Source organism: Clostridium sp. AM22-11AC (assembly GCF_003473545.1).
Taxonomy (GTDB): Bacteria; Bacillota; Clostridia; order Lachnospirales; family Lachnospiraceae; genus Enterocloster.
Genome location: NZ_QUCM01000001.1, coordinates 136,350 through 162,087, shown reverse-complemented (window position 1 = coordinate 162,087; position 25,738 = coordinate 136,350). Strand labels below are relative to the sequence as shown.

Genomic DNA, 25,738 nt, shown 5'->3' with positions numbered 1-25,738 from the left:
TTGGAACGTAGCTCAGTAGGTAGAGCAATGGCTTTTATCCTAAGCGAAGGTTCGAGTCCTTCCGTTCCGATTTACCTGGTTTAGGGATCTCCACCCGGACATTCCAGGTAGCATGAAAGACATCCTTGTGAGAGGGTGTCTTTTTGTCATATCAATTTTGTTAGCACTCACCTATTGACAGTGCTAACAAAATGTGGTATTGTAATGGAACTAAGACAGCAAGGTGAACAGAAAAATAAAAATGTCAAAGGAGAAAAGGTTTTATGCCAATGGTAAAAAACGTAGAAAAGAAGATTTGGGATGTAGAAGGGTTTCAGGTTAATTTTTTATCTTCAGTAGGTAAAAATTTGCGAGATAATAAAAAGGATATGCCACAGTATCCTTTTACAAGAAAAGCACCGGGTGATATGACGGTATCCGAATGGAAACAAAATCGCTTTAATCCGAATTATCCGGGATTAGACGTAGAAGTTTTAGATGTAGTGAATATGCCTGTAGCAGGACAAACAAAATTGAAAAATGTTAGAGCTACATATGTAGATGAATAACATTATGAGGAGCCACCCAGCGTGGCTCCTTTTCTTATACCCAAAACCGACGAATAGGAGGTGATGACGAGTGCCGAGAGCAAGGGATCCGAACCGCGAACAGGCATTTGAAATATATAAAGAATCGGTGGGAATGATTGATTTAGTTGAGATTGCAAGTCAACTAAATTTATCTCCTGGCACGATTCGTGGATGGAAATCAAAGGACAAATGGGACTCAAAATTGAATGGAGCGCTCCAAAAAAATACGGAACGTTCCAAACGAAAAGGGGCTCAGCCGGGCAACAAAAACAGCTCTGGTGGACCTCCGGGAAATAAGAAAGCAGAAAAATTCGGTTTCTTCAGCAAATATCTGCCTGAGGAGACCGTTTCTATTATCCAGGAGATGCCGACGGATCCGCTGGATGTCCTCTGGGATCAGATCCAGATTGCTTATGCGGCTATTATCCGGGCACAGCAGATCATGTATGTGCGTGATCGGGATGATAAAACAATCGAGAAAATCGAGGAGAAAGACGGCAACGTGATCGGAGAGCGTTGGGAGGTACAGCATGCCTGGGATAAACAGGGGAAATTCCTACAGGCTCAGGCCAGGGCACAGTCGGAGCTTCGCAGTCTCATTAAGCAGTATGACGAGTTGCTGCATAAGCGCTGGGATCTTGCCAGTGATGAGCAGAAGGCCCGCATAGCTCAGATCAAGGCCCAGACGGACAAACTTAAGGGTACCGACAATGAAGAGGAGCTGAGCCGCCTGGACCAGGTTCTTAGCGAGATAAAAGGGGTTGTGTAGTATGCCATTTTCTGATAAACAGCAGGAGTTTTTCCGAAATGCAAACCACCGATGGAATATTAAGGTTGGTGCGACACGTTCCGGAAAGACCTATATGGACTATTATGTGATCCCTAAGAGAATCCGTGCCAGAGCCGAAAAAGAAGGGCTGGTGGCGATCCTGGGCGTTTCTAAAGGCACGATCCAGCGAAACATCATTGAACCATTACAGCGTATCTGGGGAACCAAGCTGGTAGGTGATATCAATTCCCAGAACATCTGTCCTATGTTTGGGGAAGATGTTTACTGCCTGGGTGCGGAGAAAGTCAGCCAGGTATCTAAGATCCGAGGCTCTTCATTAAAGTATTGTTACGGTGATGAGGTTGTAGACTGGAACCAGGATGTTTTTAACATGCTTAAATCCCGTCTGGATAAGCCTTATTCCTGCTTTGACGGAGCCTGTAACCCGGATGCCCCACAGCACTGGTTTAAAAAGTTCCTGGACTCTGATGCAGACATTTACTGCCAGAAGTATGAGATCTTTGATAATCCATTTTTAAGCCGGGTATTTGTAGATGAGCTTTGCAAGGAATATAAAGGAACGGTCTTGTATGACCGGTACATCCGTGGCCTGTGGGTAGCTGCGGAAGGTTCTGTGTATAAGTTGATGTGTGATGCGACATCCAGTGGAGGCATTAACCCATATGCAATTTATGAGAAGCCTAAAAGCCTTTTACAGATCAATATTGGTGTTGACTTTGGTGGTTCAGGATCAGGACATGCATTTGTTGCTACTGCATACTCCAGGGCTTATCAAAGTATTACGGCACTTGCCAGTGAGCGCCATATGAGCGTAAATGGCAGTATTGATCCGAATAAGTTGGGAGAATTGTTTGTAGACTTTTGCTTGAAGATCATCAACCTGTATGGATTTATTACCGTTGTCTATTGTGATAGTGCAGAGCAGACGCTGATCGCAGGTATGAGGACAGCGGTCAGGAAGGCGGGGCTTGGCTGGATCCGGATTGAAAATGCCCTGAAGACAACGATCAATGACAGAATACGTTTTATGCAGCGGATGCTTAGCCAGCACCGCTTTTTCTATGTAAAAGATCAGTGCCAGAGCCTGGAAGATGCTCTAACAACGGCATTGTGGGACGAGAAGAAATGTCTTGTGGAAGATGTGCGACTGGATGACGGCACCAGTGATATTGATACGCTAGATGCTTTTGAGTACACATTTGAGCGGGACATCAGCCGGTTTATCCGGTACGAATAGAGGTGATAACAATGAAATTTTCTAAAATGCTGGCTGCGATCACGCAGGTTTTAAATCAGGATTCAGATACACAGGTTGATGTCTGCATGACTTCTGAAATGGCCCGTAGGATAGAGCTATGGACGGCCATGTATGAAGATAATGCGCCATGGGTGGATCGAAAGAAAGTGAAGAGTGCGCAGCTGCCGGCAGCTATTGCCTCTGAGGTTGCAAGGCTTGTTACTCTGGAAATGAAGTCGGAGATAACAGGAGGTTCTTCCGCCACCTATCTGAATGATCAGTATCAGAAAAAAGTGCTGACAAGTATCCGCAGATATATGGAGTACGGATGTGCGAAAGGCGGTTTGATTTTAAAACCGTATGTTACAAAAACAGGTCTTGCGATCCAGTATGTACAGGCAGACTGTTTCTTCCCGCTTGCTTTTGATGATTCCGGACAGATCCAGCAGTGCGTATTTACGGAACAGTTCCGGAAGGGACAGAAGATCTATACCAGGCTGGAAGTCCACACGCTGCAGGGAGAACAGATCCGAATCACAAACAGGGCCTTTGTTGCAACCAATGACTACAGCCTTGGAAGCGAGATCAGCATAAACTCAGTGGATAGGTGGTCAGAATTAATGCCGGAAGCAGTGATGGAGGGTGCTGACCGGCTTCTGTTCGGGTATTTTAAGGTACCTCTTGCAAACGCGGATGATACAGGCAGTCCGCTAGGAGTATCTGTATATTCCAGAGCAGTGGAACTGATCAAAGAGGGAGATAGGCGATATTCCAATATCTGCTGGGAGTATGAAGGAACACAGCTGGCGGTGCATGTGGCAACTTCAATGCTTAAGTATAACCATGACCTGGATAAGTTTGAGTACCCAGGCGGCCAGGACAGGTTATACCGTAACGTGGAGTATAACACCGGTGCATCAGACAAGCCTTTTATAGACACATTTTCTCCGGAGATCCGGGATACAGCATTATTCAATGGATTTAATAATCAGTTGAAGTTGATAGAGTTTGCCTGCTGTCTGGCTTATGGAACGCTTTCGGATCCTCAGAATGTGGATAAGACAGCAACGGAGATCAAGACCAGCAAGCAGCGCTCCTATACCTTTGTGTCAGATACACAGCTTGCTTTACAGACTGCTCTGGAAGATTTGGTATATGCCATGAATTTCTGGGCTTCCTTGTACGGTCTGGTACCGCCGGGGAATGACTATCAGGTTTCCTTTGACTGGGATGACAGCATTGTAGTGGATGCAGAGGCAGACCGTCAGACGGATCGTGCGGATGTTGCCATGGGTGTAATGAGCTTGGCAGAGTACAGAAGCAAGTGGTATGGGGAGACACTGGAAGAGGCCCAGAAGAACCTTCCTGAACCAGCAAACGTAGAGGAGTGATCTGATTGACGCCGGAAGAACTTGAAAAGTTGCCGAAGCCATTAGAACGTACCATGACAGCATTGGAAATGGATATCATGTTAGAGGTCGTAAACCGGATCCGGGAATGCTCCCAGATCACGCCGGTGACAGATTGGCTGCTTAATCGTATGACTGCCATAGGCATGAGTAAGAAGCGGATCAAAGAGATCCTGCGGGAAGGTGTAAAAACTGCAGGGATCGATATTGATGAGATCTATGAAACTGCAGCAAGATCTGATTATGTGAGAAATAGTGAGATCTACAAAGCTGCAGGCATGGATGCGATCCCGTATGAGGATAATGACTGGCTAAAACAGGTGGTGCAGGCAGTAAAGGATCAGACAACGGATAGTCTTAGACCCATGGAGAATATCACAAAGACAACCGGTTTTAATGTGCCAATGGGAAACGGGAAAAAAGTATTTACTCCTATGTCTGAGTATCTGGAACGCAGCTTAGATGAAGCCGTGATGAAGATCACTACTGGCGCTAAGACATACAGCCAGGCAATCGGTGATGTGATCGATGAAATGACATCCAGTGGCGTTCGGGTGGTTGATTATGCATCAGGAAGGTCGGACCGCATTGAGGTGGCTGCCAGGAGGGCCGTTATGACAGGTGTTGCGCAGATGACATCAAAAATAGTGGAAAAAAGTATGGAGGAATTGAAAACTGAATATGTCGAAGTAGATTGGCATATGGGGAGCCGGCCTTCACATATGGTTTGGCAGGGGAAAGTTTTCAAATGGAACAAATAGTTGTTGACTTTTGCCCGTACATAAGTTAATATATTTGTACGGGCAAAAGTGAGGTGATGAAATGTCTCCGAGAACAGGACGACCAACGGATAACCCCAAAAAAGTACGGTTGGAAATTCGATTAACCGAAGATCAATCGGAAATGTTGACAAGATGTGCTGACAATTTGAATTTGACTAAAACAGACGTTATCGTCAAAGGAATTGAAGCTATGAACCAATTAGCTGGTCGAACAAACAGAACAAAAGAATAGAGATCCGCCGCACGACCAAGCACAAACGAATCTCTACGATAGAAGTTTCCTTCTGTAAATATTATAATGCAGAGTGAAGCTTCTTTCAAGAACTTAATTTTGAAGGGAGTTTTATTATGGCAAGAGTGAAGAACACAATGAAACTGGTTAGAAAATCTATAGGACATATCAATAGTCATTACGATATGTGCGCAGATAATATTGATGATATCATGGCAGCGAGCAGAGATTTTTATGATTTGATTTGCAATGGCTTTCGGTTCGGTTATATGCAGGGTATGAAAGCTGCAAGAGCTGAAATGAAAAAGGACGGTGCTCTGAATGGGTAAGATGATAGATTTGACAGGGCAGCGTTTTGGCCGATTAGTTGTTATTGAAAGGGCTGGAAGCCGTGGGGGAAAGGCAACATGGCTTTGTCAGTGTGATTGTGGTAATCAGACTGTGGTTATAGGAGGAATTTTAAGAAGGGGACTTACAAAATCTTGCGGCTGTTTGTCAAAAGCGATTAATAGTGAGGTGCATTCTACACATCATATGACTGGCGAGAGATTACATAATATTTGGCGAGGGATGAAAGCTCGTTGTTATATTGAAAGTTGTTCTAACTATCAATATTATGGAGGACGAGGGATTCAGATATGTGCTGAGTGGAAAAATGACTTTACAGCGTTTTATAATTGGGCTCTTTCACATGGATATTCTGATGACTTATCTATTGACCGCGTAAACTCAAATGGAAATTATGAACCGGAGAATTGCAGATGGGTGACTATGAAAAAACAGTTTTGGAACAGGAGGCGTTGGAATACAAATAAGTCGGGAGAAACGGGCGTAATTTGGAGTGAGGATCGAAAAAAGTGGAGAGCTTACATAACCGTTAATAGAAAACGGATTAATTTGGGCAGCTTTGAAAGTAAAGAAGACGCTGTGAATGCAAGGCAAGTGGCAGAGGAAAAATACTGGAATTAACAAGAAGGGCCGAAAGGCTCTTTTTGTTTAGATAAAAGGGGGTGATATAATTATGGCAGATAATGATTATCCAGATTTCGTGGAGAGTACGGGCTACGGAACGATGTTGGGTTTATGCGGAATTAACTGCTATCACTGACGTGTTTTGGCCCTTTATCCCCGGAGTTTCCAAGCGCAAGTATACTGATGAGTGGCTTGCGGAGCAGAACCGGAAGGAGAACGAAAAGAAAGAGTTTCGTGGGAAGGAATACGACACCTATGCTGCTCTGCAGTACCAACGCAAGCTAGAGCGCGTGATCCGGAAACAGAAGCAGGACATCAAGCTGCTGGAAAAAGGCGGAGCCGACAAGGACGATCTGACAACTGCGCGATGCCGGAAACGGCTGACGGAGAAAACCTATACGGAATTTTCGAAGGCTATGGATTTGCGGCAGCAGAGGGAGCGGTTGAAGGTTGGTGAGGCTAATCCGACCAAGGAAGAACTGGAAGCTATTGAAAAACGGAAGAGAATTGCTATAATAAAATCAGAGTTAAAGGAATTGGGTTTCCGGGGAAAGATTAATCTTGAACTGAGCAAAGTGGATTTTGAAAAACTCAGCTTTGACAGCGAACACATTAACGATGAACGGCAGCATGAAGTAACTTTTGACGAAGCAAAAGATTTTATCCGCCGGGCATCATTTTCAGAGACCGTCTGGAAGGGGCAGTTCGAGCGGTATTACAGTGAAGATGGAGCTGCATACGTAAGAACATCGGATGCATTTATCCGTACTGCATTTAAGCGGGAAGAGTATTCTGACAACATTTTGAAAGCATTGGAGATAGTGAGACATGGAAGATGATAGATTCGTAAAATGTCCTCTTGTGGATGAAATGATTGAGGATATTGATTGTATCGAAAATGTAGATGCAGTTGATGGGCGTTTAAAAGCAGATAAGCTTCCTGAGCGATTTAAGAAAAAAGACGATTGGGAAACAATTTGTAAGAAATGCAAATGGCATAATTATTGATACCATTTGTTAAAACATTATGAAGGATGTTTCAGATGGACTTAATTCAGTACTTAAAAACGGATGATGAAATGAAAAATCTTCGGGCAAAGTGGAAAGAGACTTTTGTCACACCATTTCCGCCATATAATTGGGATGAGTACAATGGAATTGAGGATTATAAAGAAAAAATCAGAAATAAGTTAAAAAATACCACCAGTCAGTAGGCCGATGGTATTTTTGTGCCCATTTTTAAGAAAGAGAGGATAAGAAGATGAAGAAAGCAATGCTTAGTCAGCCCATGGCTGGAAAAACAGATGAAGAGATTATTGCAACCAGGGAACAGGCGATTAAGATACTGGAAGCTAAAGGTTATGAAATTGTAAACACCCTGTTTACTGATGAATGGTATAGCAATGAAAAGATGAAAGAACGTGGAGTGGTACAGATACCTCTTTGTTTCCTTGCTAAAAGTCTGGAAAATATGTCCCTTTGCCATGCAGCTTATTTCTGCAAGGGTTGGGAAAAGGCTAGAGGGTGTCGGATTGAACACGATGCCGCAATAGCTTATGGGTTAGACGTGATTTATGAAGAATAATTGCGACGTCGCAAATGAAAGAAGGTGATCTTACGGGACTTATATCATGGATCTGGCAGAGTTTTTTCAAGAAGAAGGAATGCTGTCACCACTATCGTAAGCACTGGAGCCGGGCTTCCGGTCCTTATGGCGGTTATGTAAGACGGTGTACTAAATGTAATAAGATCGAGCAGTAAGCACGCAGAGATGCGTGTTATTTTTATGTAAAAAATTGTCCGGAATGACGTAAAACTACCAACACAAGGGAAGCGACCCCGTAAAAAGCGTAGTGGGAAAGGAAGAAAATGAAGAGAAAATTTTTAGAGGACATAGGCCTGTCAAAGGAACAGGTGGACAACATTATGGCTGAGAATGGCAAGGATATTGAAGCCATAAAGTCAGAAAGAGACAACTACAAAACTCAGTTAGATACAGCCCAGACAACTCTTAAAAGTTTTGAAGGTGTCAACGTTCAGGACCTGCAGGGAAAAGTCACCAAGCTGACCGCAGATCTGGCAGCCAAGGATGCTGAGTACCAGAAGCAGATTGCGGATCGTGACTTTAATGACCTTTTAAAGACTACTGCAGAAGGGTATAAGCCCCGTGATCTGAAGGCTGTCATGCCATTTTTGGATGTAGAGAAGCTGAAAGCCAGCAAGAACCAGGAAGCGGATATTAAAACTGCTCTGGAGGCAGTCAAGAAAGACAATGCCTATTTGTTTCAGGACATACAGATACCCAAAGTGGTTTCTTATACTCCTGGATCGGGCGGTAAAGGAACTGAGGACACAAAGACAAGGGCAAATGAAGCCTTAAGAAGTATTTTTGGAAGAGAATAAGGAGGTAATTGATTTATGCCAGTACATATTACAAGCAGATCTGATGCGGAGGCAATCATCCGCGAACAGGTAGTATCTACCATTTTTCAGGACGCACCGAAGCAGTCCGTATTTATGAGCATGGCACGAAAGCTGCCAAACATGACCAGTGACCAGACCAGGATCCGTGTATTGGATTTCCTCCCAACTGCGTACTGGGTGGATGGTGACACTGGTATGAAACAGACCAGCCGCCAGGCATGGGATAATGTATATCTGGATGCAGCTGAGCTGGCAGTTATCGTACCAATTCCTGAGGCGGTATTAGATGATGCGGAGTTTGATATTTTCGGTGAGATCACTCCAAGAGTAAACGAAGCAATCGGCCAGAGAGTAGACTCTGCGATCATCTTCGGTGTGAACCGCCCGAGAGTATGGCAGAACGATATCATCACCCTGGCACGTCAGGCAGGCAACAATGTAGCACCTGGATCTACTCCGGACTATTACAACCTGCTTCTGGGAGAGAATGGCGTAATCTCCAAGGTTGAAGAGGACGGTTACATGGCAACTGGCGCTCTGGCAGCCATGGGTATGAGAGCAAAGTTAAGAGGCATCAAGGCAACGGACGGAACACCGATTTTTAAGAGCGACATGCAGGGATCCACTAATTACGCACTGGACGGTGCGCCTATGTATTTCCCGCAGAACGGTGCTTATGACAACAGCATTGCTCAGCTGATCGTAGGTGATTTTAAGCAGGCGGTATATGCAATCCGTCAGGACGTTACTGTAAAGATCCTTGACCAGGGAGTTATCCAGGATCCGATCACTAAGGATATCGTTTATAACCTGGCTCAGCAGGATATGGTAGCTCTGCGTATTGTATTTCGTATGGGCTGGGCTCTTCCAAATCCGGCAACCAGAATGGATGAGGACCGTGTAGGCTGTCCGTTTGCTTATCTGGAACCAGCAACACCGGTAACTACCCAGACTGTAACCTTTACGGTAAAGGATAACGCATCCAGTCCGGTGGCAATTGAGGACGCCATTGTAGATGTAAACGGATCCAGATTAAAGACCAATGCATCCGGCAAAGCGGTATTTAACTTAAGACCTGGTACATATCCGGCAAAGATCAAAAAGACCGGATACAGTCAGATTACAGAAAATGTAACTGTAGTTGCATCTGCAGTAACTAAGGATGTAACACTGATCAAAAATGCCTGATAGGAGAGAGGTGGACAGCTGATGGTTTATGCAGATGAAGACTTTTATAAAAATAAATATCTTCTTGGAAGGAAAGCGGCCATCAGCTCCGGTTTTCCTTTTTATGCCAGACAGGCAAGCCAGATCATGGATCAGTATACATTCGGACGGCTGACGATTATGGAAGATGTTCCGGAAGAAGCAAAATTATGCTGCTGTGAACTGGCAGAGGTTATCTATCGGCAGGAAAAGACGGAAAAAAATGCATCCGGAAAGACTTCTGAAAAGATCGGAACTTATTCGGCTTCCTATGGATCTTCGCAGGAATTAACAGAAGCGGCCATAAGGAAGCAAAACCAGATCGTTAAGAAATGGCTGGAAAATACCGGCTTATGCTATCAGGGGGTGTGCTGATGTTTACTAATGCAGATGTAACCTTGTATTTATACCACAAATGCGGCAAGGATATGCGATACATCCGGATACCGGTTGAAGATGTTTATTGGGAAGATGTGAGGCAGTCTACTTTTCTAAAAACAGGCCAGCGTGATGCTGCTTCTGTACTTTTGGTTATCCCATTGGAAAGTATCACAGAGCCGCTGACATTTACCCAGGGCAGAGATCTGGCCGTAAAAGGCATTGTTGAAGATGAAATAGACTGCAGTAGCCAAGAAGTCATGTCGAAGTCACTGGCAGCGTTGAAAGCAAGTCATGGATATGTGACAGTTACAACTGTGGATGGGCGGTTGTATGGTAGTGAAGCGGTCCAGCATTATGAGCTGTCCTGTAAGTAGGAGGTGTAACCATGAAAATAGTTATAAAAATGCTTTCTACGGCAGAAATGCGGCGTAGACATAAAGTTGCTGAAAATGGACCTGTGCAAGCAGCAATCGACAGTGAATGTATGCGCTATATGAGTGATTATATGCCAAGGCGTCAGGCCGGCGAGCTGAAACACCTGATGGTGGCTGCCACTACAATCGGTTCTGGTCAGATCAATACTCCCGGTCCTTTTGCTCATTATCTGTATGAAGGCATCCTTTATGTGTCACCAACAACTGGAAGTGCCTGGGCGAAGAAAAATGAGATCAAGGTACCAACAGGAAAAGAGCTGACTTATGCTGGTGCTCCTATGCGCGGAAAGAAATGGTTTGAACGTATGAAAGCAGATCATAAGGATGATATCCTTCAGGCGGCGCAGGCAGTGCTTAGCAGAGGAGGCAGGATATGACGATCATTGAATATATGCGTCAGAAACTAACGGAATATCCCAAGATATCCGAGTTTCTGACCGGTGATGATATTCACATTGATTTTACAGAACCGGATCCGGTTAATTACGGCCTGTCCAGCAATGGTGACAGCCTGGTGAAAGAAGATATCCTGGGTAATCAGATCCGTAGGCATAACTTTGTTATGTATGCAGTGGGACAGTCCTTTACAGATTACAACCGGCTGGCAAACAGCAATTTCCTTTTGGAACTGGCCTATTGGCTAGAGCAGCTTCCAGAAGAGAGTGGAATAGAAGTAAATGTGGGTGATGAAGTGAAAGAGGCCACGTTTTTAAAAGCAACCACAGCTAATGCTATGAGCATGGGTTTGATGGGAGATACCGTTGACCAGGGTGTTATGTATCAGCTGCAGATCTACGCCCAGTACAAAGTAGAAAGTGAGGAAGAATAAATGGCAGATAAAGCACCTATTGCAGGACAGAAAATCAAAAGAAAATTCATGGGTAACTTTATTGACTCTGCTCTTCCGGGCACAAAGGAAACAGCTTATGTCCGTTTAGGAAAAGACCTGGAAGAATACAACGTAGAAATGAATGCCAATGTGGATACCAAGAACAATATTCTGGGTGAAACATCCGTTACATTGGACAGCTACCAGCCACAGGCTACAGCAGATCCGTTTTATGCGGTTGTGGGTGATCCTATGTTTGAACGGCTTCAGGGGATCATTGATGAACGTCAGACCCTAGATGACTTAAAAACTACCGTTGTTGAAGTACACCTTTGGGAGTCGGCATCTGGAGCAGCAGGCTCTTATGTGGCATATCGCGAAGATGTGATTATTGAAGTGTCAAGCTATGGCGGAGATACCACCGGTTATCAGATCCCGTTTAATGTACATCATACAGGCAACAGAGTAAAGGGAACTTTTGCCTTAGAAACAAAGACGTTTACACCTGACAGTGAATAAGGAGACTATATATGGAAAGCCTTAAATTTGATGAAGGTTATAAGGAGTACATGATAAATGATGATCCGGACCGTGTGATCCGGATTAATCCTTCTGATCTGAATATGTGGCAGCGCTGCATGGATGAAATGGAGAAGCTGGGGCATGTGAAAGATGAGCTTCAGGGCAACGTCAAGCTTTTGGAGGACGGTACCGTAGATCCAACAGATGAAAATGCGAGCATTGAGTGGAAGAAAGCAGAGCAGGGCGTAAAAGACTGTTTTAATGCTATTTTTAACGCAGACGTTTATGACATACTGTTTAATGACCAGTCTCCATTTTCACCAGTAAAAGGCGGAAAGCTCCTGTTTGAGTCCGTTATGAACGGTCTGATGCCGATCATCAAGAAAAACATGAAAGCCGGAGTAGAGGCAAGCAATAAGCGGATCCAGAAGTACACAGTCGGCTACACAAAATGATCCGGTTAGGCCAGCTTCCTGTCATTCTTATGGTAGGTGAAAAGGAATGGAAGATCCGAACGGACTACAGAGATATCCTGGTGATCATGCAGGCATTTAATGATCCGGAGCTTACAGTAGAAGAAGCTTACATAGTCATGTGTAAGATCCTGTATGAAGACTGGCCGGATATGCCAAGTGAACTTTATGAAGAGTCAGCTAAAAAGGCGCTCTGGTTCCTGGACTGCGGCCAGGAAGATGAAGAGGATATAATGCCGGTCAAGGTGATGGACTGGGAGCAGGATGAGCCGATCCTGTTTCCGGCTATTAACCAGGTGGCCGGATGTGAAGTACGATCTGTTCCACATGTTCACTGGTGGACCTTTGTGGGATATTTCATGGAAATCCGGGAAGGTATCTTTTCCACCGTACTGGGGATCCGGCAGAAAATGGCAAAAGGTAAGCACCTGGAAAAATGGGAAAGAGAGTTTCGCAGAAACAATAAAAAAATCTGTGACCTTAAGAAACGGTATACGAAAGAAGAACAGGAAGAAATTGACTATTGGAATAAGTTATTAGGCTGAGGCGCGTGACAGCGTCTTATTTTTATGCCTGGAAAAGAGGTGAGGATATGGCGGCTGATGGCAGTCTGAAATTTGATACAAAAATTGATACCTCTGGACTGGAAAAAGGAACCGGAACACTGGAAAAAGCTTTTGACAGACTCACTAAAGCAGTTGACAGGCTTTCTGACAATATTTCCAGTGCATTTAACAATGTGGGCCAGGCGGCAGAAACAGCAGCAGCCCAGTCTTCCAAGGCAGCTGAGGGAATTGATCAGGTAACAGAGTCAGCTAAACAGGCAGAAAGACAGACCAAAAGCCTGCAGGAACAGATGGATGCCATCAAAGTAGATCGTGGGGAATACCAGGAACAGGAGCCGACACCTGCCAGACGGGTAAAGGTAGACGATCCTTCAGCATATGGTTATGATCCTGCGGCAATAGAATTTATTGATAAGTATGTATCCGGAGAAGAGGAAGCGGAAAAGGCAACCAATGAATTTGCACAGAAGATCAGCGAATTGAAGCAAGAACTCAAAGACCTGGAAAGCCAGGGGATGTACTTTGGTGACGAAAAATATGATGAGGCTTATCTGAAGTTGGAAAAAGTCAAGCAGGCTTTAAAAGATTATAAGCAGGAACTGACTAATCCAACGCCAGACGCAGTTATTTTTCCGGCGGACTCCCTGCAGGGGAAGATTGATCGTTTAAAGAAAGAACTCAAAGACCTGGAAAGCCAGGGAAAAAGCTTTGGTGATGCCTTGTATGACAGTACCTATAAAGCTTTAAACCAGGCACAGTCCGAATTGAACACTTATAAAAAGAACCTTACCACTCCTGTTAAAATCCCGGTTCAGTTTGACGCAGACTCTTTTGAAGGACAGAAGGAAGCACTCAGAAGTAAACTACTGGGAATGGAGCAGCAGGGAATATCACTTGGAGATGCAGATTATGATCAGACCTATGTTCAACTGCAGCAGGTGATCCAGGCAGAGAATGAATATAAAAAATCTCTTTTAAATGCAGATGCCGGACAGAAAAAGGCAAAAGCATCTGCGGATAAATTAAGGGACTCTGTAAATGGCGCTGGTAAAGCGGCGAAAAACTCAGGGAAAGGGATGCAGCTCTTAGGCCGGATCAGTCGCATGATGATGATGCGGTTTGTCATGCAGGCGGTAATGGCAGTGATGAGCGCGACAAAGGAAGGCTTTCAAAACCTTGCAAGATATTCCGGAAGCGCAAACCAGACATTATCCGGTCTGTCCTCTTCTTTATTGTATTTAAAGAACAGCCTGGCAGCCGGTTTTGCTCCCATTTTAAGTGTTGCGGTACCGGCAATCACTGCATTGATTGATGCGATAGCCCAGGCACTGGCCTGGATCGGGCAACTGGTAGCGGCATTAACTGGGAAATCCACCTTTGTGAAGGCTAAGAAGACCCAGGAAGATTATGCAAAAAGTCTTAAAAAGACAGGAAGCGCAGCAAAAGATGCAAAGAATAGTCTGGCAGCTTTTGATAAATTAAATGTCTTAAGTCAAAATAATGCAGGTGGCGGAGGCGGCGGTTCCGGAACAGATCCGTCCCAGATGTTTGAAACGGTGGCAGTATCCAGCTCACTGTCAAAAGCCCTGGATGCATTAAAAAAGAAATGGAGTGATCTGTCTAATCTGTTTGCCAAAGGATTTAAGGTAGGATTAGGAGATACTACTTCCCGGTTCGCTACGATCCAGAAAGGGCTTCAGAGTATTAAGGAAAGCCTGGCTGATATTTTTTCAGATCCGCGAGTCCAGGCTGCAGCAAGTACCTGGGGAAATAAAATGGTCTATGATTTAGGCGTGATTGCAGGTTCTGTTGCGTCAGTTGGTATTACGCTGGCAGCAAACCTGGTCGGTGGCACTGCAAAGTATCTGGAAGAAGTCCGAGAACGGATCAAGCAATATATCATAGACATGTTTGATATAACCGGGGACATAGCAGATATTGTGGCAAATTTTTCCGCAGCTTTCGCAGAAGTATTCAGTGTCTTTGCAGATGAAAACGGGCAGACATTTACTGCAAATCTGATCGGCTTTTTTTCCAACTCCTTCATGGGTTTGACAGAAGTGTTTGCCAAGCTTGGGTGGGATCTTTTAAACGCCCTGCTGACGCCTCTTACAAATAATACGGCCGGTTTTAAACAGGCATTTGACGGGCTTCTGGGAGTTGCTGCTCAGATAATGGGAGATCTTAAAGATCTGTTTACAGATGCGTTTGATCAGATAAACCAGACATATGATGAGCATGTAGCACCTATGTTTGACGCATTTACAGAGGGACTTACAGAAATCCACAAAAGCGCTCTGGAAGCATTTGAAACATACATATTGCCGGCACTTCAGAAAGTGGCAGATAAATTTACAGAAGTCAAAAGCCAATATTTGCAGCCATTTATTAAAAGTTTTGTAGAATTATTCGGAAACGTTGCAGATACCCTAACCGTCTTATGGAACCAGGTACTGCAGTCGCTTTTAAACTGGATCGTTCAGAGTTTTGCCCCGCTTATTGGTGCAGCCATTGAAAATGTTGGAGGATTTTTTACTGCGCTTCTTGCAGTAGTAAGCACTGCAGCCCAAGGTGTAACAGACGCTTTAAACGGCATCCTGGAGTTTATACAGGGCGTATTTACCGGAGATATGGAAAAGGCCTTAAATGGTATAAAAGATATATTTAAGAGTGTTTTTAACGGGATCATTTCCACAGTAGAAGTTGCGATCAATCATATTGTGGAAGGTTTAAATGGTATCAGTTTTGATGTACCGGACTGGGTGCCCCTTGCCGGTGGTCAGCATTTTGGATTTAATGTCTCATCGATGAAACTTCCTAGACTGGCTACAGGAACCGTTGTTCCAAGACAGGCCGGAGAATTTGCGGCGATCCTTGGAGACAACAACCGGGAAGCAGAAGTTGTCTCTCCATTGTCTACGATCAAGCAGGCATTGCTGGAAGCTTTGAAAGAGGCAGGTGCTGGACTGGGTGGAGATATTCAGCTGATGATCAATCTGGATGGAAAGGTAGTGTATGAAAATGTGGTAAAACGTAACCGGTTGGCAAGAAAGCAGACGGGAAAAAATCCGCTGCTTATGTAAGGAGAAAGGACTATGGCTTTTAAAGGATGGCTTATAAAGTTTGGAAATACCGTCCTTCCGAATAAGTATCTGGAGAAATATAAAAGTACACCCAATCAGAGACTGGAACTGGATGCATCCCGTGATGCAACGGCATTGCTCCACCGTCAGACATCGCCGAATTATAAGACGAGCCTGACAGTACCGATCCGGAAACTGTATCTGGGTGAAAAGATAGTCGTTAAAGCGATCATAGATGCGGGGATCGTGTCAGGAGGAGAGCGGGAAAGAAAGGTATCTGTCACGTATTGGAACGATGAGGAAATGGATTATAAGTCAGGAGTATTTTATATCGCAGATATTGAATATACGATCTCTCATGTGAATGAAAGAAAACTGGATATGGTCTATGAGCCATTTGATATTCAGTTGACAGAATATTAGGGAGGCAGCTTATGTTAAATGTGGATGAACGATTAAAAGAACTGTATCGGGCAGACAGTACAGATAAACAGCTGATCCTGGACTTTTATCACAAAGGAGAAGAAGAACCTTACCTGCATCTTTCAAGCAGTAACATAAAAGCGGAAACAATGGAACTGGATGAGGCATTGTCCAGTAATGAAAATCTGGAATTTGGAAGCTGCGAGGCATCACAGTTAAAAATTACACTTCTTAATGTTACGGAAGTTGTAAAAGAAGCCAGAATGAAAGTTTATCAGATCCTGGAGGGAATATGGCCAGAAGCAGGCCTGTTTCCAGGTGATGATATATATCCTAATGGATATCGGATGCCTTTAGGAGTATATATCATTAAATCCGCAGAAAAAGAAACAGATAGAAAATACCTGGATATTGTGGGTCTGGACCAGATGTCTCTATTTGATGTAAATGTGGCACAGTGGTATAACAATCTTTTGTTTCCAATGACATTGAAAGAATTCAGATCCAGTTTATGTCAGTACGTTGGTGTGACGGAAAAGGTTCCATCTTATCTTCCAAATGACAGTATTTTGATTGAAAAGACAATGAGTGTAGAAGAATTGTCTGGTCGGGATACTTTGATTGCATGTGAACAGATGAATGGTGTGTTTGGCCATTTTGACCGGGAAGGAATTTTACAGCATATTGCATTGCAACCGAATTATATTTTGGCACCAGCTGAAAATCTGTATCCGTCAGATGAATTATATCCTCTTGTTCCAGGTGAAATGAATGAGCAGGTCTATGATGAAACAATTTCACAAAATCTGTATAAATCCTGTGTTTTTGAAGATTACACGGTAAAAGCCGTTGAAGCGGTACAAATCCGCCAGGAAGAAGAGGATATTGGTGCGATCTATGGAACCGGTAATTGTCTGGTAGTAGAAGGTAACTTCCTGCTATACGGCAAGGGCGCAGATGAATTACAGCAGATCGCAGCGGGGATTTATGGAATGGTGAGCAGCCGACCTTATGTTCCTTACGAATGTAATCTGCTAAAAGGCTTGCCATATTTAGAACTGGGAGATGCCGGCTTGATCAAGTCGGAAGAAGGGACAATTGTTTCTTACATCATTAAGAGGACGATGAAAGGGATCCATGCCTTACAGGATACCTATAGCGCAACAGGTGAAGAAATACGAAAGGAAGAGCAGGGGACCAACGCGGACATTATCCGCTTAAAAGGCAAGGCTGCATATTTAAAGAAAAATGTAGATGAAGTATCAGCAAACCTGGTGGACCTAGAAAAACGTACAGAGGCAAAACTGACGATCACTGCAGAACAGATTGCCGCAGAAGTAAAACGAGCGTCTGCTGCAGAAGGAGAATTATCTTCTCAGATCACGATGACGGCAGAGAACATAAAACTGATGGTTAAAAAGGGAGAAGTATCGGCTCAATTATCCATTGAAAGTGGCGGCATTGATATTAAAGGCAATCGCTTTAGCTGGACGTCCACCTATTCTTCCTTGACTGCAGACGGGAAACTGACCGTAGTGGAAGGTCTGTTCAAGGGAAGTATCAATGTTGGTGATGGTCAATTTACGGTAGATCAGAATGGTAAAGTCCTTGCAAAAAATATAGAGATCGGTACCACTGCTACAGGTGCTACCATTTATGGTGAAACCGTACTTGCATCCAGATTTACATGCAGGGATACTTTTTCTGTAGATTGTTATGCGTCCATGGCGGATATAGGCGCCAATACCATTGGGTGTGACAAGCTCAGAGCCAATACGATCATTGGGACAATAGATGAGTACTCAGACCGAAGATTAAAGGAAAATATCCATAAAGTAGATACAGGAACAGCACTTCAGATCATCAAACAGCTCCAGCCGGTATCCTACAATATGAAACGGACAGACCATGAAGGTATAGGTTTTATTGCTCAGGATGTCCGCAGGATATGCAGAAAACAGGGGTTAAACCTTCCTCTGTATGGACATAGTGGAAGATATTTTACCATCCCGTATACCAATTACATTCCCCTGCTGGTAGCTGCTATGCAGAGCCAGCAGGAGGAAATTGACAGGCTGAAAAGCCTGATCAGAAAGGAAGCACATGTATAACTTATCAGAGGAGCAGCGGGCAACGTTGCTCTATATTTTTGATCATCTTATTGTAACCGGCCCGGATCAGGCGGCGCTGCTCAGTAATGCAGCGGTTGTTGTACGTGGGTTAGAAAAAACAGATAAAAAGAAGGAGATAAAATAATGGCAGTAAAAACAGTACAGGCCATCATTAATGGCGTAACAACTACATTAACATTAAATTCCAGCACAGGAAAATATGAAGCTACGATCACAGCTCCATCTAAGTCCAGTTATACCATCAATGACGGGCATTATTATCCGGTAACGGTCAAGGCAACGGATGTGGCTGGAAATACAACGACAAAGACGGATTCAGATACGACCTTGGGAGTCAGTCTGAAATTAAAAGTAAAAGAGAAAGTTGCACCGGCTATTACCATTACCAGTCCAACAGCAGGATCTTATATCACCAACAATAAGCCAACTATTAAGTGGAAAGTAACAGATGCGGATTCTGGTGTTAATCCTGCAACTATTGGTATTACCATTGACAGTGGCAGCAAGGTTACAGGTGACAGCATTACTAAAACAGCTGTTACAGGTGGATATGAGTGTACTTATACTCCAACTACAGCTCTGGCAGATGGCAGCCATACAATTAAGATCGATGCATCTGACTTTGATGGAAATGCGGCTACACAGAAGACCGTTACATTCAAGATCGATACTGTACCACCTACACTTTCTATCACAGCTCCGGCAGATAAACTGGTTACCAACAAGACTGCGGTTACTGTTACCGGTACTACCAATGACGCAACTTCCAGCCCTGTTACAGTAACAGTCAAGCTGAACAGTGGTACTGCGGAAACAGTAACAGTCGGATCTGATGGTACCTTTAGTAAGGCACTGACACTGGTTACTGGTACAAATACCATTACAGTTGTTGCGAAAGACTCTGCAGGTAAGACTACAACCGTTACCAGAACCGTAACAGTAGATACAACAGCGCCTGTGATCAAGTCTGTAACGATCAATCCAAACCCAGTAGACTGTGGCAAGACCTATGTGATCAGCGTGGAGGTTACCGACTAATAGGAGGCTATAATGGTCAAACGTGTTTTTGGCCGTGTAGACGGCTGTGAAGTCGAGCTGAACCGATCAGAAGGGGACTGGTGGAATGTACCGGTCCCCTTTGATACGGACGGGGAATATGTGGTGGAGATCCTGGCAGAGGATGAGGCTGGTAATCAGGCATATATAGCAAAGATGTTGTTTGTAGTCAATACAGCATTGCTGTGTGCTCATGTGGAGCCGGTTCCTTACTATGGACAGCTTCTTGAAACGGAATGGGAGGCTGAACTTGTAGCACCGCAGATTTATACGGAACTGTTAGTGGAAGGAGGAAAAAGATGCAACGGGTCCATTTCTATGTAGGTGAAAATAAAAGCATTGGACTTCGGATACACGCAAGAGATCAGGCTCCCTTCACGATCCGGGATGCCACCTGGGAACTTAAAGGCAACTATGAAACCGAAGCCCAGGGTGAATGTGAGATCAATGGGGATGTGATCCGTGCCATGATAGCTCCGCAAAAACGTGTGACCTATCGCCTTTATTTCACCTATAAAGTAGCAGAAGAGATTTTGATGGAATGTATAGAGGTGGTGGCTGAATAATGGCAGACAGTATTTATATCCAATCAGTATCGATCACGCCAAACCCGGTGACTGCAGGCGGGAAGATAAAGATCGAGGTTGAAATTTATACCCTGTATCCACAGACAACCTTATATCCGGCAACCACGCTTTATCCTGGAGAGGATCTGTTTACCCTGCATCCAGATACAGACCTGTATCCATCAAAAGATATTTATCCAACTGAAGGAGGAATAGAAACATGAAATTAAGCAGCTTTACGGCTTATGTAAAACAGCTTTGGAAAAATAAGCCTGATACCAGTACGCCATTATCAGCGGAAAGACTGACACATATGGAGGAAGGAATAAAAGGAAACAGTGATGCCATTGAAGCCATTGCAGCAGCAGTAGTAAGCCAGATCGTTAATGATCCGGATAAGATTGCCAGTATGGCAGCGTTGTATTCTGTAAATCAGAAGATCGGTGATGTATCGAAATTGCCAGACAGTGCAGCGGATGTGGTGACTGCGATTGCTAAACAAAATAGTAATTTAGATTCGGGATATTTTAAAATAAAAGTTAAAACTACAACAATTGTTTTAATTATCGAAGAGTTTACCTTTACAAATGGAGTAGCAACTAAGACACTTCAATCTATTTTTGGAAGCATTCCTACATATGCTAGCGGTATATGTCAAACAAAAGTTGAAGATAGCGGTGTTTACAATTTTACAGCAGTAAAAGACGGAAATAATTTAAAAATTGCAACAGCTGGTTCTACATTTTCCGGAAAAAAATGGGTAACTATGATAATTTTTGGTACGGCTTAATCTACAAAAAGATTGTTTGCTATTGGAATACAAGTCTTTGCAACTGATAAATTAAGATGCTGACAAGGATACATACCGTTTTATGATTTGTCCATCATAAAAGAAAACAAGGGTTAATTTAGATAATGTTGTATCAATTTCCATTCTAGTAATGCTCTTTCCCGCAACCATTATCGGTGAAGTATAAGGAACGCCATCAATCGTAAACGTTACTCCATTATTATTAGCATTCAAGACTACTTTGGAAATATGATTATCTGTGTTGAGTTTGTTTGTTCCAAGAGTTTCTAAATTACTATAAAACTAAGCCAATTTCATAGAAACAACAATCCAAGGCCTAAAAGGGCCTTTTATTATACACAAAATCAAATCAGAAAGGAGATAGAACATTATGGAATCTATCAAAATCGGAACTCAGAGTTATGAATTAGTAGCTGACGGATATCAGCTGCAGCAGGATGGAGGATGTATTATCTTTCAGCCAGGAGAGCAGACCTTTGAAGAAGTTGAAACTGTGATGTCAGGCGTTAAATCTATTTTGCTTTTAGATGAAAATGGGGACACAATGGCATCCAGGACAGATTTGGTATATGCTGGTCGCATGACCAGACAGAAGGATTATGTAATTAGAGTTGAGAAAAACCAGACAGGTACTGATTCAGAGGGCAATGCAGTGTATGAGTATAAAGATATAACAGGTACCGTTCTGATTGCAGAGTTTCGTCTTCCGGACTTGCGTGAAAAATATGCAGCATTAGAGGAAGAAGTGACAAATACCCAGCTGGCAATTGTAGAGCTTTATGAAGGAGGTGAGGCATAATGGCAAGAGTATATGCAGATCTGATCCGCAAAGGGAAAATTAATATTGAAGATGTGCCTGTGAAGATCAGAGCAGAAGTTGAGGCATTATTAAATGCTTAGGCTGCTGCTCTTTTTATTACTGAGGAAGGAGGTGGAGACTATGGCAATCATTTATGCAACCCTTATTGTTAAGGGAAAGAAAACCTACGCACAGGTACCAGAAAAGATCAAGCCACAGGTAAAGCAGGTCTTGATCGATCTGGAGTGCGAAGATCTGATCACGGAGGAATAAGTCATGGAATCAATCATGCAGTACATATCTGTGCATTGGGTTTCATGGGTGTTTGGGATCATCTCTGTATTGCTTTCTGGAGCATATCATAAATTATCCAAACAGTTAAAGGCAGAACGTGCCAGAACAAATGCTATCAATGCAGGAGTTCTGGCACTCCTCCATGACCGTCTTTACCAGGCATGTACATTTTATTTAAAAAGAAAATATTGTACCTTGGAAGACAGAGACAATCTGGAGTATATGTTCAGGCCATATAAAGCATTGGGTGGAAATGGAACCGGAGAAGATCTTTATAACAGATGTCTGGCTTTACCATATGAGCCGGCAGAACAGGAGGTATAGATATGGATTTTGGAATTGGAAGCGTAACAGCGATCACAGCAATCTGTTACCTGGGCGGCATGGCATGTAAGGCAACCACTAAGGTCAAGGATGAGGTTATCCCGGTAGTATGCGGATTGACCGGCGGCATCCTGGGAGTAGCTGGCATGTATCTTATGCCAGAGTTTCCAGCCACAGATGTGATCAACGCTGCAGCTATTGGTATTGTATCCGGTCTGGCCGCAACCGGAGCGCACCAGGTCATCAAACAGGCAAGCAAGAAGTAGAAGGAGGTGATCCGACTATCTCCCGCAGGCAGTCCGGGTCATGGCTGCCATTTGCGACGTCGCAATAAATCAGTAGAATAAAAATCATGCATATGTTATAATGTCTAGGTTACCGCCCCTATACCCGGTAAGGAAAGGGGGTGTCTGACATGGAAAATCTTATTTCTTTTATTGTCGCTGTTGCGGCTGGTGTAGTTTGCCACTACATCATCAAATGGTTGGACGGCGGCAAATAGTCGGTAACCAGCCTGCAGATGCCTAACTGCTTAAAAAGGAAGAAAGCCCCTGAGTCTCGACCACTCAGGGGCTTTCGCTTTTGTGTCCAACATGGAAACTTATTTCTTTTTGCCTAACGGCATTATAGCATATGCAGAAAATCTTTTCAAGATACCATTTGTAAGAGAAAAAATCCCTTGACTTTTGCCCGACATAATATATAATAAATTTATGCCCGACAAAAGTGAGGTGAGAATATGAGTCCAAGGACAGGCAGACCAACGGATAATCCCAGACCGAATAAATTGAGTATTCGCATAAGTAATGAGGATAAAGAAATATTGGAAAAATATTGTGAAGAAGAAGGTGTGAACAGAACAGAGGCAATAAGTCGAGGGATTAAGAAGTTAGTAGAAAAATAAAACAGTCGTAGCACCGACCAAAGCACACACGACTGTTTTGGGTAGAAGTTTCCTTCTGTAAATATTATAATGCAGCAGGAAACTTCTTTCAAGAACTAAAATTTGAAAGGAGTTTTATCATGCAGTTACCGCAGACAGTAGAAGTAAAAGAAATTAGAGTTTTAACCAGTAAACAAATTGCTGAAGAATATGGAACTACTCCAGGTGTGATAAAAAAGAATTTCTCTAATAATAGAGAACGCTTTGTTGAAGGAAAACATTACATATCACTTACAGGTGATGAGTTGAGAGCTTTCAAGAACCAGGTGAATAATGTTCACCTGGTCGCAAATAGGACATCTCACCTATACCTCTGGACTGAAAAAGGAGCTCTTCTTCATGCTAAGTCCTTAAACACGGACAAAGCATGGGAAGTATATGATTACCTGGTTGATTTTTATTTTCGGGCCAAGGAAAAACGACCAGAGAAAAAGGAAATAGTACCGGTTCCAGCAAAAACGGTAGAACAGGTTAAGGAAGGGTATGATATAGCACCTTTGTTTCGAAAGGTTTTGGAAATGCTCCCTTTAGAGGCTTTAGATGAAATGGAAAAAGCATTTCGAATAGGCCATAGTAAAGCAATAAAAAAAGCAGCAACCAGTGTGTTAGCCGAAAAAATGAAAAGACAATTAATGTAAGTTTTTGGGGCGTCCTTCATATAGAGGGGCGCTCTTTTAATTGTGACGTCGCAATAGAAAGGAAATGCTATGAAAATATCAGATAATGGATTAAACCTCATTAAAAAGTTTGAAGGCTGCCGCCTGACAGCCTACCAGGATGCAGTAGGTGTCTGGACTATCGGCTATGGCACCACTAATGCCGATAAAGCTATTACTGGCACAACTATCTGCCAGGGCCTGAAGATCACTCAGGAAACTGCGGATGAGTGGTTGAGACAGTCTGTGGACAAAAAGTATGGTCCTAAGGTGGACAAGTATAGTGCTTACAACTGGACGCAGCCAGAGTTTGATGCCTTGGTATCTTTTGCGTATAACATCGGAAGTATTGACGGATTGACGGCTAAAGGTACTCGTACCCGTTCTGAGATAGCAGCCAAAATCCTGGAGTATAATAAAGCTGGCGGAAAGGTATTATCTGGCCTCATCCGCAGACGTCAGGAAGAGAGGAAGCTCTTTTTAACTCCCGTTACAGTAAAAACAGGTTGGCAGCAGGAAAATGGAGGCCGGCGCTTCTATTTAAAAGACGGCTCAGGAAAATATGTTTCTAATGACTGGCACAAGGATGGAGAACTCTGGTATTGGTTCAACGGTGCCGGCATGATGGTCCATGACACCTGGTACCAGTACAAAGGGTCTTGGTATTACCTTGGATCTGATGGTGCTATGCTTAAAGGCCTGCAGACGATTAACGGCAAGTGGTACTACCTGGATCAAGACGGCCGCATGGCAACGGATCCGGTAACATTGACACCGGATCAGGACGGCGCCTTACAGTATCCAGGCCTTGTAAAATAGAAAATCACACATCTGATCATCGGTTATATCTTGCCAAATTTCAACACCTGATTTATGATGAAAATATAGAAAAATTCTGCCAAAATCTAAGGAAAAATCCCCTATACGCACTTACAATCTGGTCATCCACCGTGGACACTGAACCTGCCGTCCGTCACAGTACTGGGTCAATATGGGCTGGCGTACACCGGGTCTTGAAAGGAAGCTGTCAAAGATCTCATCGACTACCTGGGAGATGCTTTCAAAGATATTCCTGCCGTAGATCCATTTATGGTCAAAGGCAGTGGAAGAGGTAATGGTAAAATCATAGCCTTGGTTTCTGTACCACTCCGTGTATACACGATTTAAGGTAAAGGACATGATAGCCAGTACATTGGCAGTAATGGTACTTTGGGGCCAGGTGGAGTAGATTTCGCTGGAAGCCACATTTTTAATATAATCTCTGTATGGTACATAGTAATCCTTGGCGGTGGAGTCTGTAGGCGCTCCGTCGTGGACCACAATAGTCTGTGGGACCACCACACGGCTTAATACGATCTCACCGCTTTCGTTTACCGGTTTTACTTCGGCTTCAGCAATCTTTGGGGGATAATTTCCAAATAAAGTGTGGTCTGGGATGACTACTGGGTCTTCAGGAGGTGTGCCGCCTTCATCACCTGTAAGTGCTGCAGGCTGGATGGCCTGTGTTCCTGCAAGAATCTCGGTGCCGGAGATATTTAAGGGTTTAAAGCCTTCTGCTTCCACCAGCACATCATATTCAGAATAAGGCTGGTAGATACCAGGCTCTAAACTATATTCCTCAGGAGGCGCAGGAAGAGAAATGTTTTCCGTCTGTCCAGAAGAGTCTGTAGTCAGCTGTTCCAGCACACGTTCCGGTTCTCCTTTGGAGCTGATGGAAACTTTTGCGTTTTGTATGGGAAAATTATTCCGGATGTTGATCACCTGGATCTGTAAATTGCCTCTGGATATAAAATCCTGTCCATTTGCCATAAAAAATGCCTTCTTT

The 25,738-nt window shown here is 43.6% G+C and carries 39 protein-coding genes, 1 tRNA gene and 1 pseudogene; 40 read left to right on the top strand and 1 reads right to left on the bottom strand.

The window, feature by feature from the left end; all coding sequences use genetic code 11:
* Nucleotide 1: 1 nt before the first annotated feature.
* From DW251_RS00820 to DW251_RS18120, 40 genes are all read left to right on the top strand, one after another.
* A tRNA-Lys gene (locus tag DW251_RS00820) sits at nt 2-70 on the top strand.
* 193 nt (nt 71-263) lie between these two features.
* Nucleotides 264-548 carry a hypothetical protein gene (locus DW251_RS00815; protein ID WP_118299946.1) on the top strand — a complete coding sequence of 95 codons (285 nt, stop codon included), beginning with the start codon at nt 264-266 and terminating at the stop codon, nt 546-548.
* A 70-nt stretch (nt 549-618) separates the two neighbouring features.
* Nucleotides 619-1,338: a phage terminase small subunit gene (terS, locus tag DW251_RS00810; RefSeq protein WP_118299945.1), complete on the top strand. Its 720-nt coding sequence runs from the start codon at nt 619-621 to the stop codon at nt 1,336-1,338.
* 1 nt (nt 1,339) lies between these two features.
* Nucleotides 1,340-2,596: a terminase family protein gene (locus DW251_RS00805; protein ID WP_118299944.1), complete on the top strand. Its 1,257-nt coding sequence runs from the start codon at nt 1,340-1,342 to the stop codon at nt 2,594-2,596.
* Nucleotides 2,597-2,607: 11 nt separating this feature from the next.
* The gene (locus DW251_RS00800) at nt 2,608-3,987 is read left to right on the top strand and encodes a phage portal protein (RefSeq protein WP_118299943.1); all 1,380 of its coding nucleotides are present in this window, start codon (nt 2,608-2,610) and stop codon (nt 3,985-3,987) included.
* A gap of 5 nt (nt 3,988-3,992) precedes the next feature.
* Entirely contained in the window at nt 3,993-4,766 is a 774-nt protein-coding gene (locus tag DW251_RS00795) for a phage minor capsid protein (protein WP_118299942.1), read from the top strand.
* A 369-nt stretch (nt 4,767-5,135) separates the two neighbouring features.
* Complete coding sequence (locus tag DW251_RS00785) at nt 5,136-5,348, top strand: hypothetical protein (RefSeq protein ID WP_118299940.1); 213 nt, start codon at nt 5,136-5,138, stop codon at nt 5,346-5,348.
* Nucleotides 5,341-5,988 carry an AP2 domain-containing protein gene (locus DW251_RS00780; protein ID WP_118299939.1) on the top strand — a complete coding sequence of 216 codons (648 nt, stop codon included), beginning with the start codon at nt 5,341-5,343 and terminating at the stop codon, nt 5,986-5,988. The genes DW251_RS00785 and DW251_RS00780 overlap by 8 nt, the downstream gene beginning before the upstream one ends.
* A gap of 52 nt (nt 5,989-6,040) precedes the next feature.
* Entirely contained in the window at nt 6,041-6,127 is an 87-nt protein-coding gene (locus DW251_RS18455; RefSeq protein WP_279217493.1) for a phage minor capsid protein, read from the top strand.
* 1 nt (nt 6,128) lies between these two features.
* Entirely contained in the window at nt 6,129-6,830 is a 702-nt protein-coding gene (locus DW251_RS00775; protein WP_279217492.1) for a phage minor capsid protein, read from the top strand.
* Nucleotides 6,820-6,999 carry a hypothetical protein gene (locus DW251_RS00770; protein WP_118299938.1) on the top strand — a complete coding sequence of 60 codons (180 nt, stop codon included), beginning with the start codon at nt 6,820-6,822 and terminating at the stop codon, nt 6,997-6,999. The genes DW251_RS00775 and DW251_RS00770 overlap by 11 nt, the downstream gene beginning before the upstream one ends.
* Nucleotides 7,000-7,034: 35 nt before the next feature.
* Entirely contained in the window at nt 7,035-7,205 is a 171-nt protein-coding gene (locus DW251_RS17840; protein WP_021871115.1) for a hypothetical protein, read from the top strand.
* Nucleotides 7,206-7,252: 47 nt separating this feature from the next.
* Nucleotides 7,253-7,576, top strand: a complete 324-nt coding sequence (locus tag DW251_RS00765) for a DUF4406 domain-containing protein (protein WP_021871116.1) — start codon at nt 7,253-7,255, stop codon at nt 7,574-7,576.
* A 14-nt stretch (nt 7,577-7,590) separates the two neighbouring features.
* Nucleotides 7,591-7,752, top strand: a complete 162-nt coding sequence (locus DW251_RS18045) for a hypothetical protein (RefSeq protein WP_207663344.1) — start codon at nt 7,591-7,593, stop codon at nt 7,750-7,752.
* 108 nt (nt 7,753-7,860) lie between these two features.
* On the top strand, nt 7,861-8,394 hold the full coding sequence (locus DW251_RS00760; protein WP_118299937.1) for a phage scaffolding protein: 534 nt from the start codon (nt 7,861-7,863) through the stop codon (nt 8,392-8,394).
* 15 nt (nt 8,395-8,409) lie between these two features.
* Complete coding sequence (locus DW251_RS00755; protein ID WP_118299936.1) at nt 8,410-9,603, top strand: phage major capsid protein; 1,194 nt, start codon at nt 8,410-8,412, stop codon at nt 9,601-9,603.
* A 21-nt stretch (nt 9,604-9,624) separates the two neighbouring features.
* The gene (locus tag DW251_RS00750) at nt 9,625-9,996 is read left to right on the top strand and encodes a hypothetical protein (RefSeq protein ID WP_021871119.1); all 372 of its coding nucleotides are present in this window, start codon (nt 9,625-9,627) and stop codon (nt 9,994-9,996) included.
* Complete coding sequence (locus DW251_RS00745; RefSeq protein ID WP_021871120.1) at nt 9,996-10,376, top strand: DUF6751 family protein; 381 nt, start codon at nt 9,996-9,998, stop codon at nt 10,374-10,376. The genes DW251_RS00750 and DW251_RS00745 overlap by 1 nt, the downstream gene beginning before the upstream one ends.
* 11 nt (nt 10,377-10,387) lie before the next feature.
* Nucleotides 10,388-10,813: a minor capsid protein gene (locus tag DW251_RS00740; RefSeq protein ID WP_021871121.1), complete on the top strand. Its 426-nt coding sequence runs from the start codon at nt 10,388-10,390 to the stop codon at nt 10,811-10,813.
* Nucleotides 10,810-11,265, top strand: coding sequence for a hypothetical protein (locus DW251_RS00735; protein WP_021871122.1), 456 nt, complete (start codon nt 10,810-10,812; stop codon nt 11,263-11,265). The genes DW251_RS00740 and DW251_RS00735 overlap by 4 nt, the downstream gene beginning before the upstream one ends.
* Nucleotides 11,266-11,784: a hypothetical protein gene (locus tag DW251_RS00730; RefSeq protein ID WP_021871123.1), complete on the top strand. Its 519-nt coding sequence runs from the start codon at nt 11,266-11,268 to the stop codon at nt 11,782-11,784.
* An 11-nt stretch (nt 11,785-11,795) separates the two neighbouring features.
* A complete protein-coding gene (locus tag DW251_RS00725) occupies nt 11,796-12,242 on the top strand; it encodes a hypothetical protein (protein ID WP_118299934.1) in 447 nt (148 codons plus the stop codon).
* Nucleotides 12,239-12,805 (top strand): Gp15 family bacteriophage protein, encoded by a 567-nt coding sequence (locus DW251_RS00720; protein WP_021871125.1) that lies wholly within the window; start codon nt 12,239-12,241, stop codon nt 12,803-12,805. The genes DW251_RS00725 and DW251_RS00720 overlap by 4 nt, the downstream gene beginning before the upstream one ends.
* A 47-nt stretch (nt 12,806-12,852) precedes the next feature.
* Nucleotides 12,853-15,909, top strand: a complete 3,057-nt coding sequence (locus DW251_RS00715) for a hypothetical protein (protein ID WP_021871126.1) — start codon at nt 12,853-12,855, stop codon at nt 15,907-15,909.
* A gap of 12 nt (nt 15,910-15,921) precedes the next feature.
* Nucleotides 15,922-16,332: a DUF6711 family protein gene (locus DW251_RS00710; RefSeq protein WP_021871127.1), complete on the top strand. Its 411-nt coding sequence runs from the start codon at nt 15,922-15,924 to the stop codon at nt 16,330-16,332.
* A gap of 11 nt (nt 16,333-16,343) precedes the next feature.
* Nucleotides 16,344-18,443: a tail fiber domain-containing protein gene (locus DW251_RS00705; protein ID WP_118299933.1), complete on the top strand. Its 2,100-nt coding sequence runs from the start codon at nt 16,344-16,346 to the stop codon at nt 18,441-18,443.
* Nucleotides 18,436-18,588 (top strand): hypothetical protein, encoded by a 153-nt coding sequence (locus DW251_RS17835; protein ID WP_021871129.1) that lies wholly within the window; start codon nt 18,436-18,438, stop codon nt 18,586-18,588. Before DW251_RS00705 ends, DW251_RS17835 begins: the two co-directional genes overlap by 8 nt.
* On the top strand, nt 18,588-19,502 hold the full coding sequence (locus tag DW251_RS00700) for an Ig-like domain-containing protein (protein ID WP_021871130.1): 915 nt from the start codon (nt 18,588-18,590) through the stop codon (nt 19,500-19,502). The genes DW251_RS17835 and DW251_RS00700 overlap by 1 nt, the downstream gene beginning before the upstream one ends.
* 12 nt (nt 19,503-19,514) lie before the next feature.
* Nucleotides 19,515-19,844 carry an Ig-like domain repeat protein gene (locus tag DW251_RS00695; protein ID WP_021871131.1) on the top strand — a complete coding sequence of 110 codons (330 nt, stop codon included), beginning with the start codon at nt 19,515-19,517 and terminating at the stop codon, nt 19,842-19,844.
* Nucleotides 19,820-20,086 carry a hypothetical protein gene (locus tag DW251_RS00690; RefSeq protein ID WP_021871132.1) on the top strand — a complete coding sequence of 89 codons (267 nt, stop codon included), beginning with the start codon at nt 19,820-19,822 and terminating at the stop codon, nt 20,084-20,086. Before DW251_RS00695 ends, DW251_RS00690 begins: the two co-directional genes overlap by 25 nt.
* Nucleotides 20,086-20,310: a hypothetical protein gene (locus DW251_RS00685; RefSeq protein WP_021871133.1), complete on the top strand. Its 225-nt coding sequence runs from the start codon at nt 20,086-20,088 to the stop codon at nt 20,308-20,310. Before DW251_RS00690 ends, DW251_RS00685 begins: the two co-directional genes overlap by 1 nt.
* Nucleotides 20,307-20,876: a hypothetical protein gene (locus DW251_RS00680; RefSeq protein WP_021871134.1), complete on the top strand. Its 570-nt coding sequence runs from the start codon at nt 20,307-20,309 to the stop codon at nt 20,874-20,876. Before DW251_RS00685 ends, DW251_RS00680 begins: the two co-directional genes overlap by 4 nt.
* Before the next feature lie 391 nt (nt 20,877-21,267).
* Nucleotides 21,268-21,696: a hypothetical protein gene (locus DW251_RS00675; protein WP_021871135.1), complete on the top strand. Its 429-nt coding sequence runs from the start codon at nt 21,268-21,270 to the stop codon at nt 21,694-21,696.
* The gene (locus DW251_RS00670) at nt 21,696-21,797 is read left to right on the top strand and encodes a CD1375 family protein (protein WP_021871136.1); all 102 of its coding nucleotides are present in this window, start codon (nt 21,696-21,698) and stop codon (nt 21,795-21,797) included. Before DW251_RS00675 ends, DW251_RS00670 begins: the two co-directional genes overlap by 1 nt.
* Nucleotides 21,798-21,837: 40 nt before the next feature.
* Nucleotides 21,838-21,969 carry a CD1375 family protein gene (locus DW251_RS00665; protein WP_347474600.1) on the top strand — a complete coding sequence of 44 codons (132 nt, stop codon included), beginning with the start codon at nt 21,838-21,840 and terminating at the stop codon, nt 21,967-21,969.
* A 3-nt stretch (nt 21,970-21,972) separates the two neighbouring features.
* Nucleotides 21,973-22,314, top strand: coding sequence for a hypothetical protein (locus DW251_RS00660; RefSeq protein ID WP_118299932.1), 342 nt, complete (start codon nt 21,973-21,975; stop codon nt 22,312-22,314).
* 2 nt (nt 22,315-22,316) lie between these two features.
* Complete coding sequence (locus tag DW251_RS00655) at nt 22,317-22,580, top strand: phage holin family protein (RefSeq protein WP_021871139.1); 264 nt, start codon at nt 22,317-22,319, stop codon at nt 22,578-22,580.
* Between the two features lie 473 nt (nt 22,581-23,053).
* Nucleotides 23,054-23,218 carry a ribbon-helix-helix protein, CopG family gene (locus DW251_RS18450; RefSeq protein WP_279217483.1) on the top strand — a complete coding sequence of 55 codons (165 nt, stop codon included), beginning with the start codon at nt 23,054-23,056 and terminating at the stop codon, nt 23,216-23,218.
* Between the two features lie 119 nt (nt 23,219-23,337).
* Nucleotides 23,338-23,895 carry an ORF6N domain-containing protein gene (locus DW251_RS00650; RefSeq protein WP_118299931.1) on the top strand — a complete coding sequence of 186 codons (558 nt, stop codon included), beginning with the start codon at nt 23,338-23,340 and terminating at the stop codon, nt 23,893-23,895.
* A 69-nt stretch (nt 23,896-23,964) separates the two neighbouring features.
* Nucleotides 23,965-24,732, top strand: a complete 768-nt coding sequence (locus DW251_RS18120; protein ID WP_243034829.1) for a lysozyme — start codon at nt 23,965-23,967, stop codon at nt 24,730-24,732.
* 117 nt (nt 24,733-24,849) lie between these two features.
* On the opposite strand, the pseudogene DW251_RS00640 reads toward DW251_RS18120, so the two are convergent.
* A pseudogene (locus DW251_RS00640) lies at nt 24,850-25,722 on the bottom strand (peptidoglycan-binding protein); the annotation flags it as partial.
* Nucleotides 25,723-25,738 lie beyond the last annotated feature (16 nt).